General features: G+C 65.2%; 12 protein-coding genes. 6 read left to right on the plus strand and 6 right to left on the minus strand.

What is annotated here, in order from left to right; all coding sequences use genetic code 11:
- Nucleotides 1-59: 59 nt before the first annotated feature.
- The 3 genes from BIZ42_RS04900 to mtgA are packed head-to-tail and all read right to left on the minus strand — an operon-like array spanning nucleotide 60 to nucleotide 2,259.
- Nucleotides 60-491 (minus strand): CBS domain-containing protein, encoded by a 432-nt coding sequence (locus tag BIZ42_RS04900; RefSeq protein ID WP_019185106.1) that lies wholly within the window; start codon nucleotides 489-491, stop codon nucleotides 60-62.
- A complete protein-coding gene (locus BIZ42_RS04905; RefSeq protein WP_070425729.1) occupies nucleotides 451-1,470 on the minus strand; it encodes a glycosyltransferase family 2 protein in 1,020 nt (339 codons plus the stop codon). Before BIZ42_RS04905 ends, BIZ42_RS04900 begins: the two co-directional genes overlap by 41 nt.
- Nucleotides 1,471-1,509: 39 nt before the next feature.
- Nucleotides 1,510-2,259, minus strand: coding sequence for a monofunctional biosynthetic peptidoglycan transglycosylase (gene mtgA, locus BIZ42_RS04910; protein ID WP_019185108.1), 750 nt, complete (start codon nucleotides 2,257-2,259; stop codon nucleotides 1,510-1,512).
- A gap of 79 nt (nucleotides 2,260-2,338) precedes the next feature.
- On the opposite strand from mtgA, the gene BIZ42_RS04915 reads away from it, so the two are divergent.
- The 3 genes from BIZ42_RS04915 to BIZ42_RS04925 all read left to right on the plus strand — a co-directional run bounded on the left by BIZ42_RS04915 (nucleotide 2,339) and on the right by BIZ42_RS04925 (nucleotide 7,569).
- The gene (locus BIZ42_RS04915; protein WP_070425730.1) at nucleotides 2,339-3,235 is read left to right on the plus strand and encodes an Hsp33 family molecular chaperone HslO; all 897 of its coding nucleotides are present in this window, start codon (nucleotides 2,339-2,341) and stop codon (nucleotides 3,233-3,235) included.
- 152 nt (nucleotides 3,236-3,387) lie between these two features.
- Complete coding sequence (locus tag BIZ42_RS04920; RefSeq protein ID WP_172838071.1) at nucleotides 3,388-4,212, plus strand: hypothetical protein; 825 nt, start codon at nucleotides 3,388-3,390, stop codon at nucleotides 4,210-4,212.
- 351 nt (nucleotides 4,213-4,563) lie between these two features.
- Nucleotides 4,564-7,569 (plus strand): TonB-dependent receptor, encoded by a 3,006-nt coding sequence (locus BIZ42_RS04925; protein WP_070425732.1) that lies wholly within the window; start codon nucleotides 4,564-4,566, stop codon nucleotides 7,567-7,569.
- 141 nt (nucleotides 7,570-7,710) lie between these two features.
- Here the strand turns inward: BIZ42_RS04925 and BIZ42_RS04930 are convergent, their stop codons facing one another.
- Nucleotides 7,711-8,313: a TetR/AcrR family transcriptional regulator gene (locus BIZ42_RS04930; protein WP_019185113.1), complete on the minus strand. Its 603-nt coding sequence runs from the start codon at nucleotides 8,311-8,313 to the stop codon at nucleotides 7,711-7,713.
- Nucleotides 8,314-8,452: 139 nt separating this feature from the next.
- Between BIZ42_RS04930 and BIZ42_RS04935 the strand changes: the two genes are divergently transcribed.
- The 3 genes from BIZ42_RS04935 to BIZ42_RS04945 all read left to right on the plus strand — a co-directional run bounded on the left by BIZ42_RS04935 (nucleotide 8,453) and on the right by BIZ42_RS04945 (nucleotide 12,384).
- Nucleotides 8,453-9,376 carry an alpha/beta hydrolase gene (locus BIZ42_RS04935; protein WP_070425733.1) on the plus strand — a complete coding sequence of 308 codons (924 nt, stop codon included), beginning with the start codon at nucleotides 8,453-8,455 and terminating at the stop codon, nucleotides 9,374-9,376.
- On the plus strand, nucleotides 9,373-11,850 hold the full coding sequence (locus BIZ42_RS04940) for an acyl-CoA dehydrogenase (RefSeq protein WP_019185115.1): 2,478 nt from the start codon (nucleotides 9,373-9,375) through the stop codon (nucleotides 11,848-11,850). The genes BIZ42_RS04935 and BIZ42_RS04940 overlap by 4 nt, the downstream gene beginning before the upstream one ends.
- A 63-nt stretch (nucleotides 11,851-11,913) precedes the next feature.
- Nucleotides 11,914-12,384 carry a hotdog fold domain-containing protein gene (locus BIZ42_RS04945; RefSeq protein WP_070425734.1) on the plus strand — a complete coding sequence of 157 codons (471 nt, stop codon included), beginning with the start codon at nucleotides 11,914-11,916 and terminating at the stop codon, nucleotides 12,382-12,384.
- An 85-nt stretch (nucleotides 12,385-12,469) separates the two neighbouring features.
- Here BIZ42_RS04945 and BIZ42_RS04950 read toward each other — a convergent pair whose 3' ends face one another.
- Together BIZ42_RS04950 and BIZ42_RS04955 are read right to left on the minus strand one after the other, a co-directional pair.
- Nucleotides 12,470-12,826 (minus strand): DUF1304 domain-containing protein, encoded by a 357-nt coding sequence (locus BIZ42_RS04950; RefSeq protein ID WP_019185117.1) that lies wholly within the window; start codon nucleotides 12,824-12,826, stop codon nucleotides 12,470-12,472.
- A 31-nt stretch (nucleotides 12,827-12,857) separates the two neighbouring features.
- Nucleotides 12,858-14,192 (minus strand): MFS transporter, encoded by a 1,335-nt coding sequence (locus tag BIZ42_RS04955; RefSeq protein ID WP_070425735.1) that lies wholly within the window; start codon nucleotides 14,190-14,192, stop codon nucleotides 12,858-12,860.
- Nucleotides 14,193-14,296: the final 104 nt, after the last annotated feature.

Raw genomic sequence — 14,296 nt, forward strand, 5'->3', positions numbered from 1 at the left:
GGGGCCATCCGGGCAGGGACCGACGCTGCGTCGGCCTGCCCCGCCGCGCGCGGCCACGCTCAACCGGCAACGATGTACTGCTGCAGTTGATCCAGTTTCTGCGCCTGCTCGTCGATGACCGCCTTGACCAGATCACCGATCGAGATCACCCCGAGCACACCCGTGCCATCAACCACCGGAAGGTGGCGGATGCGGTAATCGGTCACCAGCTGCAGGCAGTGCTCGACCTGCTCGCCAGGGGCGACGGTCACCACTTTGGGGGTCATGATCTCGCGGACTTCGGTCGTCCGGGACGAGCGTTCGTGCAGCACGATCTTCCGTGCGTAGTCGCGCTCTGAAAGGATGCCGACCAGTTGCCGGCCCTCCATCACCAGCACCGCGCCGATGCCCTTCTGGGCCATCAACCGGATGGCGTCGATCACCGCCGAGCTCGGGGTGACGGCGAATACCTCAGGGGACTTGCCTTCCAACAGCTGCCGTACCGTGGTCATCTCGCTGCTCTCCACCGATGGGATGCACGGCCGAGTCTGCCACGAACGGGGCCTGCCAGGTGTCAATCAGGTACAGCGGGCGCTGCTTGGATTCCTCGTACAGCCGGCCCAGGTACTCACCAATCAGGCCCAGGGCGATCAGCTGTATGCCGCCCAGGAACAGGATCACCGCCATCATGGTCGGCCAGCCCGCAACGCGGTCGCCGTACAGCGCTGCCTTGGACACCACCACCAGCGCGAACACGAACGCGAACGTCGCTGCGGCCAGGCCCAGATAGGTGGTCACCCGCAGCGGCGCGGTGGAGAATCCGGTGATCCCTTCCAGGGCGAAATTCCATAGCCGCCAGAAGCCGAATTTGCTCTCGCCCACCAGCCGCGCATGCCGATGGTAGGGCAAGGCCTTGCGGCGGAAACCCACCCAGCCGAACAGCCCTTTCATGAACCGGTGGCGCTCACGCAGCTGGCCCAGTGCCTGCACCGCGCGCGGCGACAGCAGCCGGAAATCACCGGTGTCGGCCGGGATCGGCGTTTTGGACAGCCGCCCGATCACCCGATAGAACGCCTTGGCGGTGGAGCGCTTGAGCCAGCTCTCGCCATCGCGCGCCAGGCGCGTGCCATAGACGTTGTCATAGCCCTGCTGCCACAGCGCGACGAACTCGGGAATCAGTTCCGGCGGATCCTGGCCATCGGCGTCGAGGATCATCACCGCGCCGTCGTCGACGAAATCCAGCCCCGCCGTGAGCGCAGCCTCTTTGCCGAAGTTGCGCGACAACCGCAGTACGCCGACGCACGAATCCTCGGCGGCCAATGCCTGCATGACGGCCCAGGTGGTGTCCGTGCTGCCGTCATCCACATACAGCACGCGGCCGTCGATGCCCTCCAGCCCAGCCAGCACTGCGCGCAGGCGCGGGTGCAGCATCGGCAAGGCGAGCGCTTCGTTGTGGGCGGCGACGACGACGGTCAGGCGAGGGCTGGTCATGCGGCGATTGTAGCGTCAGCCAATCACATGCATGAATGCTCACTCCTCGCCGAGGTACGCCCCTCCCCCGAGCTGACGGGCCTGCCGCTGGATCCAGGCGGCGCGGCGCTGCACGTACGGGCCGGGCTTGGCCGCGCTGTAACGGCGGGGCGACGGCAGCACCGCCGCGAGCCGCGCACTTTCGGCCGGGCTCAGCCGGGACGCGTCCTTGTTCCAATACTGCTGCGACGCGGCCTGCGCGCCATAGATGCCATCGCCGAACTCGGCGATGTTGGCGTACATCTCCAGGATCCGCGACTTCGGCCACAGCGCTTCGATCAGCACCGTGTACCAGACCTCCAGCCCCTTGCGGATCCAGCTGCGGCCCTGCCACAGGAACAGATTCTTGGCGACCTGCTGGCTGATCGTGCTGGCCCCGCGCAGCCGCCCGCCGCGCGCGTTGTGGTCACGCGCCTTTTCGATGGCCTGCAGGTCGAAACCATTGTGCTCCGGGAAACGCTGATCCTCGGCAGCCACCAGCGAAATCGGCAGGCTTGGCGCCATCTGGTCCAGATCGCGCCAGTGGTAATGCAACCGATAGCTCCAGTCACCCTCCCCCAGCGCCTCGCCGTAGCGCCACAGCATCACGCTGGAAACAGGCGGGTCGATGAAACGCAGGACCAGCACCTGCAGCACACTGAACCCGACGAACAGCACTGGCAGCCACAGCAGGCGGCGCCAGCGCCAGCGGCGCCGCGGTGACGGTTCCAGATCCGGTTCGACCTTGAGGTTGCTGCGCTCTGCCCCCATTACTGGTGCATCCTTTACTTGCACGGTTGTCGGCGCATTATCCGGCAACCGGCACTCCTTTCGCGCAGCCACCGAACCGATGACCGCCCAATCCGACTCCCTTGTCCGTTTCCTGCTCCCCGATGCCGGCGTCCGCGGCGTGCATGTGCACCTCGATGACACCTGGCGGGAGATCCTCTCGCATGCGGTCTACCCGCCGGGCGCCGCCGAGCTGCTCGGCGAGGCCAGCGTGGCCTCGGCGCTGTTCACCGGCCACACCAAGGTCGATGGCCGCCTGTCGATCCAGCTGCGCAGCAACACTGCGATGCGCACCCTGTTCGCCGAGTGCACCGCGGCCGGCACCCTGCGCGGCATCGTCCAGCTGGCCGAGGGCGGTGGCGATGCCCCGCGTGATCTGACCGCGCTGGGTGAGGATGCGCTGCTGGCGATCACCATCGAAAACCCCGGCCTGGATCCGCGCGAACCGCAGCGCTACCAAAGCTTGGTCGGCTTGACCGCGGCCGGCCTTGACGAAGCCTTCGAAGACTATTTCCGCCAGTCCGAGCAGTTGCCGACCCGTCTGCTGCTGGCCGCCGATGGCACCCGCGCCGCCGGCCTGCTGCTGCAGAAGCTGCCCGGCGATGAAGGCGACCAGGACGGCTGGTCGCGGGCCAGCGCACTGTTCGAGACCCTGGGCAAGCAGGAACTGCTCGAGGTGCCCGGCCACGATCTGCTGCACCGCCTCTTCCATGAAGAGACGCCGGAACTGCTGGGCGACAAGGCCCTGCGCTTTGCGTGCTCCTGCTCGCGTGAGCGGGTGGCAGGCATGCTGCAGTCCATTGGCGAAGAGGAGGCCCGCGCCGCCGCCGAGCCCACTGGCGCGGTGGAAGTGCGTTGCGAATTCTGTGGGCAGGAGTATCACTTCCCGTTGACGGAATTCGACATACTGTTCCGTGAGATGGATGTATCCTCGCCGGCACCTGAACGGCTTCAGTAAACTTGGCAAGCGTTTTGTTCTGGGGAGAACCAAGACTTGTTAAGAAATCATAAACGCCCTAGGATCAATGTCCCGCTTCGGCGGGAACTTGTGTTCACTGCGCTTGTCTGAGAGTTCCCATGCATCCCCTTCTGCGTCTACCGCTGGCCCTGATGATCGCCCTAGGCGCGATCCCGGGCGCGCATGCGCAGGCCAAGGGCAAGCAGGACGGCACGGTGCTGCCGGTCTGGAACAAAGGCAGTGGCAAGGTCGAAGCGCTGCTCTACCTGGAACCGACCGGTGAACAGGCCGCAGGGGCCCGCTGGCATTTCGGCCGCAGTTCGCTGGACGCGGCCTTCGGCCTGTCCTCGGGTGACTCGCTGGGCCTGCTGTGCAACAGCAGCCGCGGCACCAGCATCAGCGGATTGGCCAGCCATTGCATGCTGGCCACCTTGGGCGATGAAGAAGACAACACGCTCAGCCGTCGGGTCAGCGGCACCGCCGCGTTCAACCGCCCCGGCGGCCGCGTGGGCATCACCGCCGGCAGCGGCCGTGACACCCTGCCGGCCTGGCTGGCCGGCCCCAACAAATCGCCCTCGCTGCGCGCCGAACAGAACGATCTGACCGTCTTCGGGCAGAAGAACATCGGCCGCGAAGGCTTCGTCTCCATCGGTGGCACCTATGCCAAGGCGCGTCTGGTGCCCATCGCGGACGCTTCGCCGGCGATCGTCGACCGCTGGGACAGCAAAAGCCTCACCATCGGTGCCGGCTATGGCAACTTCAGCGGCAACATCATCGGCCGCGTGGTCGATGTTCCCGGCCAGCCGGGCAAGTGGGAAGGCCTGGGGGTCGGCCTGACCTGGCGCACGCCGTGGAGCGGTCAGCTCACCGTGGGCGCCGAGAACGTGGTCACCCGCGGCAAGAATCCGTTCGCCCCCCGCAACGAGAGCACTGACGAGGGCACCGTGCCCTATGTGCGGTACGAGCAGGATCTCTGACCTGTCTTTGCGACGACCCGTCAATACACGTCACCCGAAGGGCGCCTCCATGAGGCGCCCTTTTTCGTTTGGGCTGGGTGTCAAGGGCGCGCACGGCCCATTCAGGGTGAATTTTTTTTAACAAAAATCTTAACAAATGAGACGTTTTAGGCTGTAGATATCGCTTAGAGCCTTGCGCTGCAAAGGCTTTGCCGAATTTCACCTAAATCACATGGAACATTAACGGCTCTTTAATTTTTAGTTGCACGTGGTTACTATCGAGTCAGCTTCACGGATTGGGAACGCCTTTCGTCCCCGCGCTGAAGCCCATCCCAACACGTTGCACCCAAGTCAACTTGGAGAGAGAGCCCAATGAACCGCAACAGCAACAAACTGCGCGACGCCGTCGTCCTCGCGCTGATCGCCAGCGCTGCCGGCACCGGCAGCGCCGTCGCTCAGGAAGCCACTGGCACCACCAATCTGGACCGCATCTCGGTCACCGGTTCGCGCATCCGCCAGGTTGACGTGGAAACCGCCCAGCCGGTGCTGACCATCTCGCGTGCGGATATCCAGAACCAGGGCTTCAGCTCGGTCGGCGACATCCTGCAGAACATCTCCGCCGCCGGTAGCCCGAACTTCAGCCGCTCCTCGCCGCTGACCTCCAACCAGGAAGCCGGTGGTCAGTACATCGACCTGCGCAACCTCGGCGCACAGCGCACGCTGGTGCTGGTCAATGGCAAGCGCCTGGGCATCAGCCCGGATGGTTACCAGGACATCTCGATCATCCCGACCTCGATGGTCGAGCGCATCGACGTGCTGAAGGACGGCGCCTCGTCGATCTACGGCTCGGACGCAATGGCCGGCGTGATCAACATCATCACCCGCAAGAACTTCGATGGCCTGGAAGCCAACGTCTACAAGGGCCAGTACAGCCAGGGCGACGGCGAGAAGGAAACCTACGACTTCGTCATGGGCTTCTCCGGTGACCGCGGCTCGCTGACCGTCGGCGCCGAGTACCACAAGGAAGAAGGCGTGTGGGCCAAGGATCGTCCGTTCACGGCCGACACCTACCCGGATTGGGATCCGGCTTCCTCGCTGACCCCGGTCGGCCAGTACGGTAACTACAACCGCTTTGCCAACCAGTTCAACCGCAACGCCGCGGGCGCACTGGTGCTCAACGCCCAGGGTAACCCGGTCCGTCGCAGCGCCGCCTGGTCGGTCGCCAACCAGGGCAGCGATGCCATCGGTGCCAACGACTTCCACCCGCAGACCGCTGCGGACCAGAGCCGTTCGTCCGATCAGATGCACCTGCTGACCCCGCTGGAGCGTCGTTCGCTGTTCGTCAGCGGCAACTACGACATCACCGACAACGTCCGCTTCACCACGGACCTGTCCTACACCAAGCGTCAGTCGCAGCGTCAGATCGCCGGTTATCCGCTGCAGTCGTCCGCCTTCGGCGTGCCGATGGCCGGCGCGGTCTACCAGACCAACCCGGATGGCAGCCGCACCCTGGTCAGCAACGGCAGCTACTTCAACCCGAACGGCAATCGTGACTTCTACCAGGCCGACGTTGCGAGCTACGTCGATGCCAATGGCGACCCGCTGTTCCTGCAGACCAACGACGTCGACTTCCGTCGCCGTGGCTGGGAAGTTCCGCGTACCACCGATTCGACCCTGACCACCTGGCGTTTCGCCGCGGCACTGGAAGGCTCCTTCGAAATCGGTGACCGCTTCTTCAACTGGGATGTCGGTGCGCTGTACAACGAAAACGACAGCCTGCTGATCAACAACGGCAACTTCTACATCCCGGCCGTCGCCGCGGCTGTGGGCCCGTCGTTCCTGAACGCCGCCGGCCAGGTCGTCTGCGGTACCCCGGGCAACGAGATCGCCGGCTGCGTGCCGTGGAACCCGTATGCCGGTTACGGCGCAGGCAGCGAACAGTACTCGCTGGGCGATCCGAACGTGCAGAACTACCTGTTCCGCGAAGAGCACGCCACGGGCAAGACCAGCACCCACAACTACTTCGCCAACCTGTCCGGCACCATCGTGCCGCTGCCGGCCGGCGATCTGGGCTTCGCGATCGGTTACGAATACCGCAAGGAAAGCGGCGCCTTCAACCCGGATGCGATCGCCCAGTCGGGTGACTCGACCAACCTGGCGTCCGGTCCGACCAAGGGTTCCTATGCCCTGGATGAGTTCTACCTGGAATTGAACATCCCGATCCTGGCGGATCTGGCGTTCGCCAAGGAACTGACCCTGGACGTGGCCACCCGTTACTCGGACTTCACCAGCTTCGGTGACACCACCAACAACAAGTTCGGCCTGAAGTGGCGTCCGATCGACGACCTGCTGGTCCGTGCCACCTATGCCGAGGGCTTCCGCGCCCCGACCATCGGTGACCTGTACGGCGGCACCTCGCAGACCTTCCCGACCAACTTCGTCGATCCGTGCGACAGCGTCTACGGCGACGTCCGCGGCAGCGCACGCTGCGTCCAGGATGTCGGCCAGGGCTACCGCCAGCTGTCGCAGGGCTTTGTCCCGACGACCGGCCGTGCCGCACAGAGCCCGGTGCCGTTCAACTCCGGCTCGAACCCGAACCTGACCCCGGAAACCTCCGAGTCCAAGACGGTCGGCTTCGTGTACAGCCCGAGCTACGTCACCGGCCTGAGCGTGGGTGTGGATTGGTGGAGCATCCGCATCGACAACACGATCGTCAGCGACAGCCCGAACCTGATCATGGAAGACTGCTATGTCCGCCTGATCGAATCGCGCTGCTCGATGTTCAGCCGTGACCCGAACAACGGCAACATCGTGGGCACCCTGAACTACGGCAACCGCAACGCCGGTTACACCGAAACCGAAGGCTTCGACTTCGACATCAGCTACAGCCGTGATACCGATTTCGGCCGCTTCTCGGCCAAGTCGGCCACCACGTACGTGGGCAAGTACGAAGAGAAGTCCACGGACGATGCCGACGCCGTGCCGGCACAGAACAATGGCTTCGGTGCATTCTTCCGCGTGCGCTCGAACCTGGGCCTGGGCTGGAGCATGAACGACCTGTCGGTCAACTGGAACCTGCGTTACTACTCCGGTACCAAGGAAAACTGCCGCTTCGCCACCCGTTGCACGCTGCCCAACTACAGCGCACCGGACACCTTGGGCGTGATCTCGCCGAAGACCGAGCTGGGTGCAGTGACCTTCCACGACGTGCAGGTGTCCTATGCCACCCCGTGGAACGCCACCGTCGCCGTGGGTGCCAACAACGTGTTCAACAAGGTCGGCCCGATGATGACCTCGCAGCCGAGCTCGAACTTCTCGTACTACGGCGGCTACGACATCGGTCGCTTCCTGTACATGAAGTACTCGCAGAAGTTCTGATCGATCCACTGATCAACAACGTCTGATCCAACGGCCCCGAAAGGGGCCGTTGTTTTTTTGTGGCGGTGCCCGCGTCCGGCAAACGGCGCGCACAGAAAAGGCCGCGTTTCCGCGGCCTTCTGCATGCCTGTCACGGGCCGGTCAACCGAGCGGAATCAACGTCTCGATCACGTGCTCCACATAGGCTTCGAAATCCTCGCGGGCCTGCTTGGGCTGCTGCAGCTGCAGCGACAGCTGCAGGAAACCCACATAGGCCGCGTAGGCCAACCGCGCACGGTGCTGCGCATCGGTACGGCTCAGGCCGGCCTGGCGGAACGAGGCGACCAGATACTCCAGGCGCCGGTGCGAAACACGGTCGATGACCGGGCGCACCATCGGGTGATCGAGCGCCTTGAGCAGTTCGCTGTAGATGATGTGCGGCTGCACTTCATGCGCGACCACCTGGAACAGCTGGCGCAGGCGTACGCGCGGATCGGTGACATCGGCCAGGCTACCGAAGACCTGCTCCTGCTCGAACAGTTCCCAACGCTCCAGCGCCGCCTGCAGCAACGCGTCGCGCGAGGGGAAGTGCCAGTAGAAGCTGCCCTTGGTGACACCCAGACGCCGCGCCAGCGGCTCCACCGCGACCGCGCCCACGCCTTGTTCGGCAATCAGATCCAGTGCGGCCTGGGCCCAGTCTTCGGCACTGAGGCGGCTGTTGCGGCCGGCACGTGGCTCGCCGGCGGAAGCTTCGGGTTCATTCATAGGTGGATTTAACCATACGCCGGGGTTGGTTGCAGTATGTGAATCGGTGAAACGCCGCTTCACGCCTGCTGGCACAAGGGATACACACACCATACTCCTAAGTATTGACATCGCACAGGGCAGGTCCATACTAGCGAGTATGGTCACTCCTTCTTCTTCTACCCTGCCGCGTTTTGACGATGAGCGACTGACCGGCGCACATGACACCGTGCTCGCCGCGACCCGCTCACCCCCGGGACGTCGCGGCACCGTGATGTTCGCCCACGGCTTCGGCCAGACCCGGCACGCCTGGAATGCCACCGCGAGCGCCCTGGTCGAGGCCGGTTACCAGACCCTGGCCTACGACGCACGCGGCCACGGCGATTCGGACTGGAACCCGGCCGACCTTGCCTACCACGGCGAACAGTTCGCCGATGATCTGATCGTGCTGGCCGGCGAACAGCCGCAGCCGCCGATCCTGATCGCCGCGTCGATGGGCGGCCTGTTCGGCCTGCTCGCCGAGTCACGCTGGCCCGGCCTGTTCTCGGCGATGGTCCTGGTTGATATCACCCCGCGCTGGGATACCGCCGGGGTCGAAAAGATCCTGATGTTCATGACCGCGCACCCGGACGGCTTCGCCTCGCTGTCGCAGGCGGCCGATGTGATTTCCGCCTACGTGCCACACCGTCCGCGCAAGTCCGAAGATTCGCTGCGCGCATTGCTGCGCGAGGACGGCCACGGCCGTTGGCGCTGGCACTGGGATCCGCGCCTGGTCGCCGAGCTGGCGCGTGACAGCGAACAACACCAGGACGCGCTTGCCGATGCGGCGCGCCAGGTGAAATGCCCCCTGCTGCTGGTCAGCGGTGGCCGCAGCACCCTGGTCACCCCGCAGACGGTGGCCGAGTTCCTGGCGTTGGTGCCACATGCACGCCACGTGCAGCTGCCGGAGGCCACGCATATGGTCGCCGGTGATGACAACAACGCCTTTACCGCTACTGTGTTGGACTATCTGGACGTGTTGCCCTCGGCCTCCGCCGTCGCATCGTCCGCCATTACCGAGCACGTCACCGGAGCACGCTCATGAGCATTGTCGTTCCCTTCCTCGTCGTCCTGTTGGCAGGTGCGTTCGTCGCCTACCACCGGATGCGCCTGATCACCTGGACGATCATCAGTGTGGTGCTGCTGGCCGCCTGCTGGTTCATCCCGTACGTCAACCAGACCGCCACGATCGTGGCTGCGGCCATCGTCGCGGTGATCGCCGTCCCGCTGCTGCTGCCCTTCATCCGCAAGCCGCTGCTGACCGCACCGATGATGAAGGTGTTCCGCAAGGTGCTGCCGCCGCTGTCGCAGACCGAGCGCATCGCGCTGGAAACCGGCTCGGTCGGTTTCGAAGGCGAGCTGTTCACCGGTGACCCGGACTGGAACATCCTGCTGAACTACCCCAAGCCGCAGCTCACCGCCGAGGAACAGGCCTTCCTGGATGGCCCGGTCGAAGAGCTGTGCAGGATGGTCAACGACTGGGAAATCACCCACGTTTACGCCGACTTGCCGCCGGAACTGTGGAGCTTCATCAAGAAGAACAAGTTCTTCGGCATGATCATTCCGAAGGAATACGGCGGCCTGGGCTTCAGCGCGCTGGCCCACCACAAGGTGATCCAGAAGCTGGCCTCGGTGTCGAGCGTGGTCAGCTCCACCGTCGGCGTGCCGAACTCGCTGGGCCCGGGCGAACTGCTCAACCATTACGGTACCCAGGAGCAGAAGGACCAGTACCTGCCGCGCCTGGCCGATGGCCGTGAAGTGCCGTGCTTCGGCCTGACCGGTCCGTTCGCCGGTTCGGATGCGACCTCGATTCCCGATTACGGCATCGTCTGCAAGGGCGAGTGGAACGGCGAGCAGGTGCTCGGCGTCAAGCTCACCTTTGACAAGCGCTACATCACCCTGGCCCCGGTGGCCACGCTGATCGGCCTGGCCTTCCGCATGTACGACCCGGATGGCCTGATCGGCAGCACCCGGGACATCGGCATCACCCTGGCGCTGCTGCCGCGTGACACGGCCGGTGTGGAAATCGGCCGTCGCCATTTCCCGCTCAACTCGACCTTCCAGAACGGCCCGATCCGCGGCAAGGATGTCTTCATCCCGCTGACCCAGCTGATCGGTGGCGCCGAGAAGGCCGGCAAGGGCTGGAACATGCTCAACGAGTGCCTGGCCGTGGGCCGCTCGATCACCCTGCCCTCCACCGCCAGCGGTGGTGCCAAGGCCGGTGCGGTGGTGACCGGTGCCTATGCCCGCATCCGCAAGCAGTTCGGCCTGTCGGTCGGCCGCTTCGAGGGCGTGGAAGAGGCGCTGGCCCGCATTGGCGGCAAGGCCTATGCGATCAGCGCGCTGTGCCAGGCCACGGCCGCTGCGGTGGACCGCGGCGACGTGCCGTCGGTGCCGTCGGCGATCGCCAAGTACCACTGCACGACCATGAGCCGTGAAGTGATCTCCGATGTGATGGACGTGATCGGCGGCAAGGGCATCATCCTGGGGCCGCGCAACTTCGCCGGCCGCAGCTGGCAGGCCGCGCCGATCGCGATCACGGTCGAAGGCGCCAACATCATGACCCGCAGCCTGCTGATCTTCGGCCAGGGTGCGATCCTGTGCCACCCCTGGGTGCTGAAGGAAATGAAGGCCGCGCAGGATCCGGACACCCGTGCCGGCCTGCAGGAATTCGACCGCAGCCTGTTCGGCCACATCCGCTACGGCATCTCCAACGCCGTGCGTTCGTTCTGGTTCGGGCTCACCGGCGCCCGCTTCGGTGCCGCCCCGGGCGATGCCTACACCCGCCGTTACTTCCGCAAGCTGGACCGCTACTCGGCCAACCTGGCGCTGATGGCCGACATTTCGATGATGACCCTCGGCGGCAAGCTGAAGTTCAAGGAGTCGCTGTCCGGCCGCCTGGGCGATGTGCTGAGCCACATCTACATGACCAGCGCCATGCTCAAGCGTTACCACGACGAGGGCGCGCCGGCGGCCGACCAGCCGCTGCTGGCCTGGGCCTTCCATGACAGCGTGCACAAGATCGAAGAATCGCTGTCGGCGGCGCTGCGCAACTTCCCGATCCGTCCGATCGGTTGGCTGATGTGGGCGCTGATCTTCCCGTTCGGCCGCCGTGCCGAGGCCCCGGGCGACCGCCTGGGCCACCGCGTGGCCGCGCTGCTGATGGCGCCCAACGAAGCCCGTGACCGCCTGGCCAGTGGTGTGTTCCTGACGCCGTGCGAGAACAACCCGGGTGGCCGCATCAACAGCTACCTGTCCAAGGCGATCATGGCCGAGCCGGTCGAGCGCAAGTTCATCAAGGCGCTCAAGACCAAGGGCATCGAAGCGCTGGACTTCGCTACCCAGCTGGACGAGGCCGTGGCCGAAGGCGTGATCACCCAGGATGAGCGCACCCTGCTCGAAGAGCTGCGCACGCTCACCCTGGAAACCATCACGGTGGACGACTTCGATCCGGAAGAACTGCGCTCGGCGGGCTACTACAAGCGCCAGCAGACGGACGCGCAATCCCAGGCCGCGTGATCCCGGCCACCAGGTAAACGACAACGGCGGACTTCGGTCCGCCGTTTTTTTAGGAGACTCCCGATGTCCGCTCCCCTGCTCACGCTTTACCGCCGCATGCAGCGCTGGCCTGCCGGCGGCTGGCTGTTCTCGCGCGCGGTGTGCTTCAAGGCGCCCTACTTCGCCAGCATCGCCCCGCGCATCACCGCGCTCGAGCCGGGCCGCTGCGAAGGGCGCATCGCGCACCGGCGCAAGGTCGCCAACCACCTCGGCACGGTGCATGCGATCGCGCTGTGCAACCTGGCCGAACTCACTGCGGGCCTGATGGTGGACGCTTCGCTGCCCAAGGGCATGCGCTGGATCCCGAAGGGCATGGAGGTGCAGTACCTGGCCAAGGCGACCGGCACGCAGCATGCCATCGCCACGCCGGAGCAGCCGATCGTGGCGGCCGAGGCGGGTTACGCGCTGCCGGTGAAGGTGCAGGTGCGCGATGACGCCGGCACGGTGGTGTTCCAGGCGCGGATCGCGATGTGGGTGTCGCCGGTCAGGCGATGAGCATTGGCGCAGCCACCCACGGGGTGGCGCTACGTTCGATCCGTCTGTCGCAGGGTAGCGCCACGCCGTGCGTGGCTGGCGCCTGTCAGGCCGGCACCATCCACCATGCCGCCACGGCCAGGATCGCCGGCACGGCCTGGATGAAGAAGATCCGCTTGTTGACGCTGTAGGCGCCGTAGCAGCCGGCCACGATCACGCAGCCGAGCATGAAGTTCACCAGCATCGGCAGGTGATCGAACAGCCCCCACAACAGGCCGGCAGCGAGGAAGCCGTTGTACAGGCCCTGGTTGGCCGCCAGCACGCGCGTGGTCTCGGCCTTCTCCGGCGTGTTGCGGAAGGTCTTCAGGCCCAGCGGCCGGGTCCACAGGAACATTTCCAGGACCAGGAAGTACACGTGCAGCAGGGCGACCAGCAAGGTCAATGACAGCGCGATCCAATACATGGGTCAAGGTTCCTGGAAGACTCCGGAGAGCTTACTCCGGTCGCTCGCCGGGCAGCTTCTTTTCTTCGCGCAGCAGGCCCAGCGCGGCAATCGTCATCGCCCCGGCCACCACCAGCCCACCGACGAAGACAATGTGCGAACCGAACAGGGACAGCCCCTTGTGCACCCAGGCGAACGTCAGGTCGCCGCCACGGTAGACCACGGTGTCGATCGCCGCGCCGGCCTTGTAGCGCCACTGGCGGTCCACACGGGTGTAGATGGTCTCGCGCGCGGGCTTGGCCAGCGAGAATTCGCTGGCGCGGGTCATCACCTGCACCATCGCCACCATCAGCGGCAGCGGCGAGGCGGCCAGTATCGAAAACCCGATGATGATGGCGACACCCGGGATCAGCAGCGCCGGGGCGATGCCGTACCGCGACAGCAACCAGCGGGTGAAGCCGAGCTGCACGATCAGGGTCAGCGTGTTCACCGCCAGGTCCACCCGCGAGAAGAAGGCCGTGCTGGACGCGGCGTCGGGATACAGGCGGCGCACGATCGAGGCCTGCTCGTTGTAGAGCATCGTGCCCACGCCCACGCCGAACAGCACCAGCACAGCCAGCCAGCGCAACAGCGGCTCACGCACGATCAGCTTCAGACCGTCGAGCACGCTGCCGCCCATCGGGGTTTCACCCGACACCAACTTCTGCTCCTGCTCCCGTGCCACCGCCCACAACCGCAGCCGCCAGATGCAGACCAGGCAGGCACTCAGAAAGCCGGCCGAGACCAGCATCAGGTTGGCAATACCCACCCGCTCCACCAGCGCCGCCGTGATGATCGGCCCCAGGAACGCACCGAGCGTGCCTGCCGCGCCGATGTAGCCGTATACCTCGCGTGCCTGTGCGTTGGAGAACACGTCCGCCATGAAGCTCCAGAACACCGCCACCGCAAAGAGGTTGAACACGGCGGCCCAGAAGAAGAACGCCATGCCGCGCCCAGGCACGCCACTGTCGAACAGCAGGTAGAAACCCAGCAGGGAAATGATGAAGAAGACATACACCGCGGGCAGGAATACCCGCCGCGCATAGCGGCTGACCAGCGCGCCGTACAGCGGCTGCAACACCAGCATGATGAAGAACACCCCGGTGAACAGAAACTGCAGCACGAAGTCCTGCACCGCAATGCCATGCGCGCTGAACCAGTCGATCAGCACGGGCGGGAACACCGCCTTGGCGTCGGCCGAGGCAGCCATTGCCTCGCGCACCGGGCGCAGTACGTAGTAGCCGCTCAGCAGGCAGAAGAAGTACAGGCACGCCCAGATCAGGGGCGGCGACTGCCGCAGCGCCCCGCGCAGGCCCGATTGCACCGGTGCTGTCGCGGCAGCACTCATCGCACCCACTCCCGGTTTGGGCGGCGTGACAACGGCGGCATCGTGGAAACTCCGGGCAGGGAAGCGCGCAAGGTAAACGATGCACCGCAACATCGCCAGCGTTG

Source organism: Stenotrophomonas sp. LM091 (assembly GCF_001806305.1).
GTDB classification, from domain to species: Bacteria; Pseudomonadota; Gammaproteobacteria; order Xanthomonadales; family Xanthomonadaceae; genus Stenotrophomonas; species Stenotrophomonas bentonitica_A.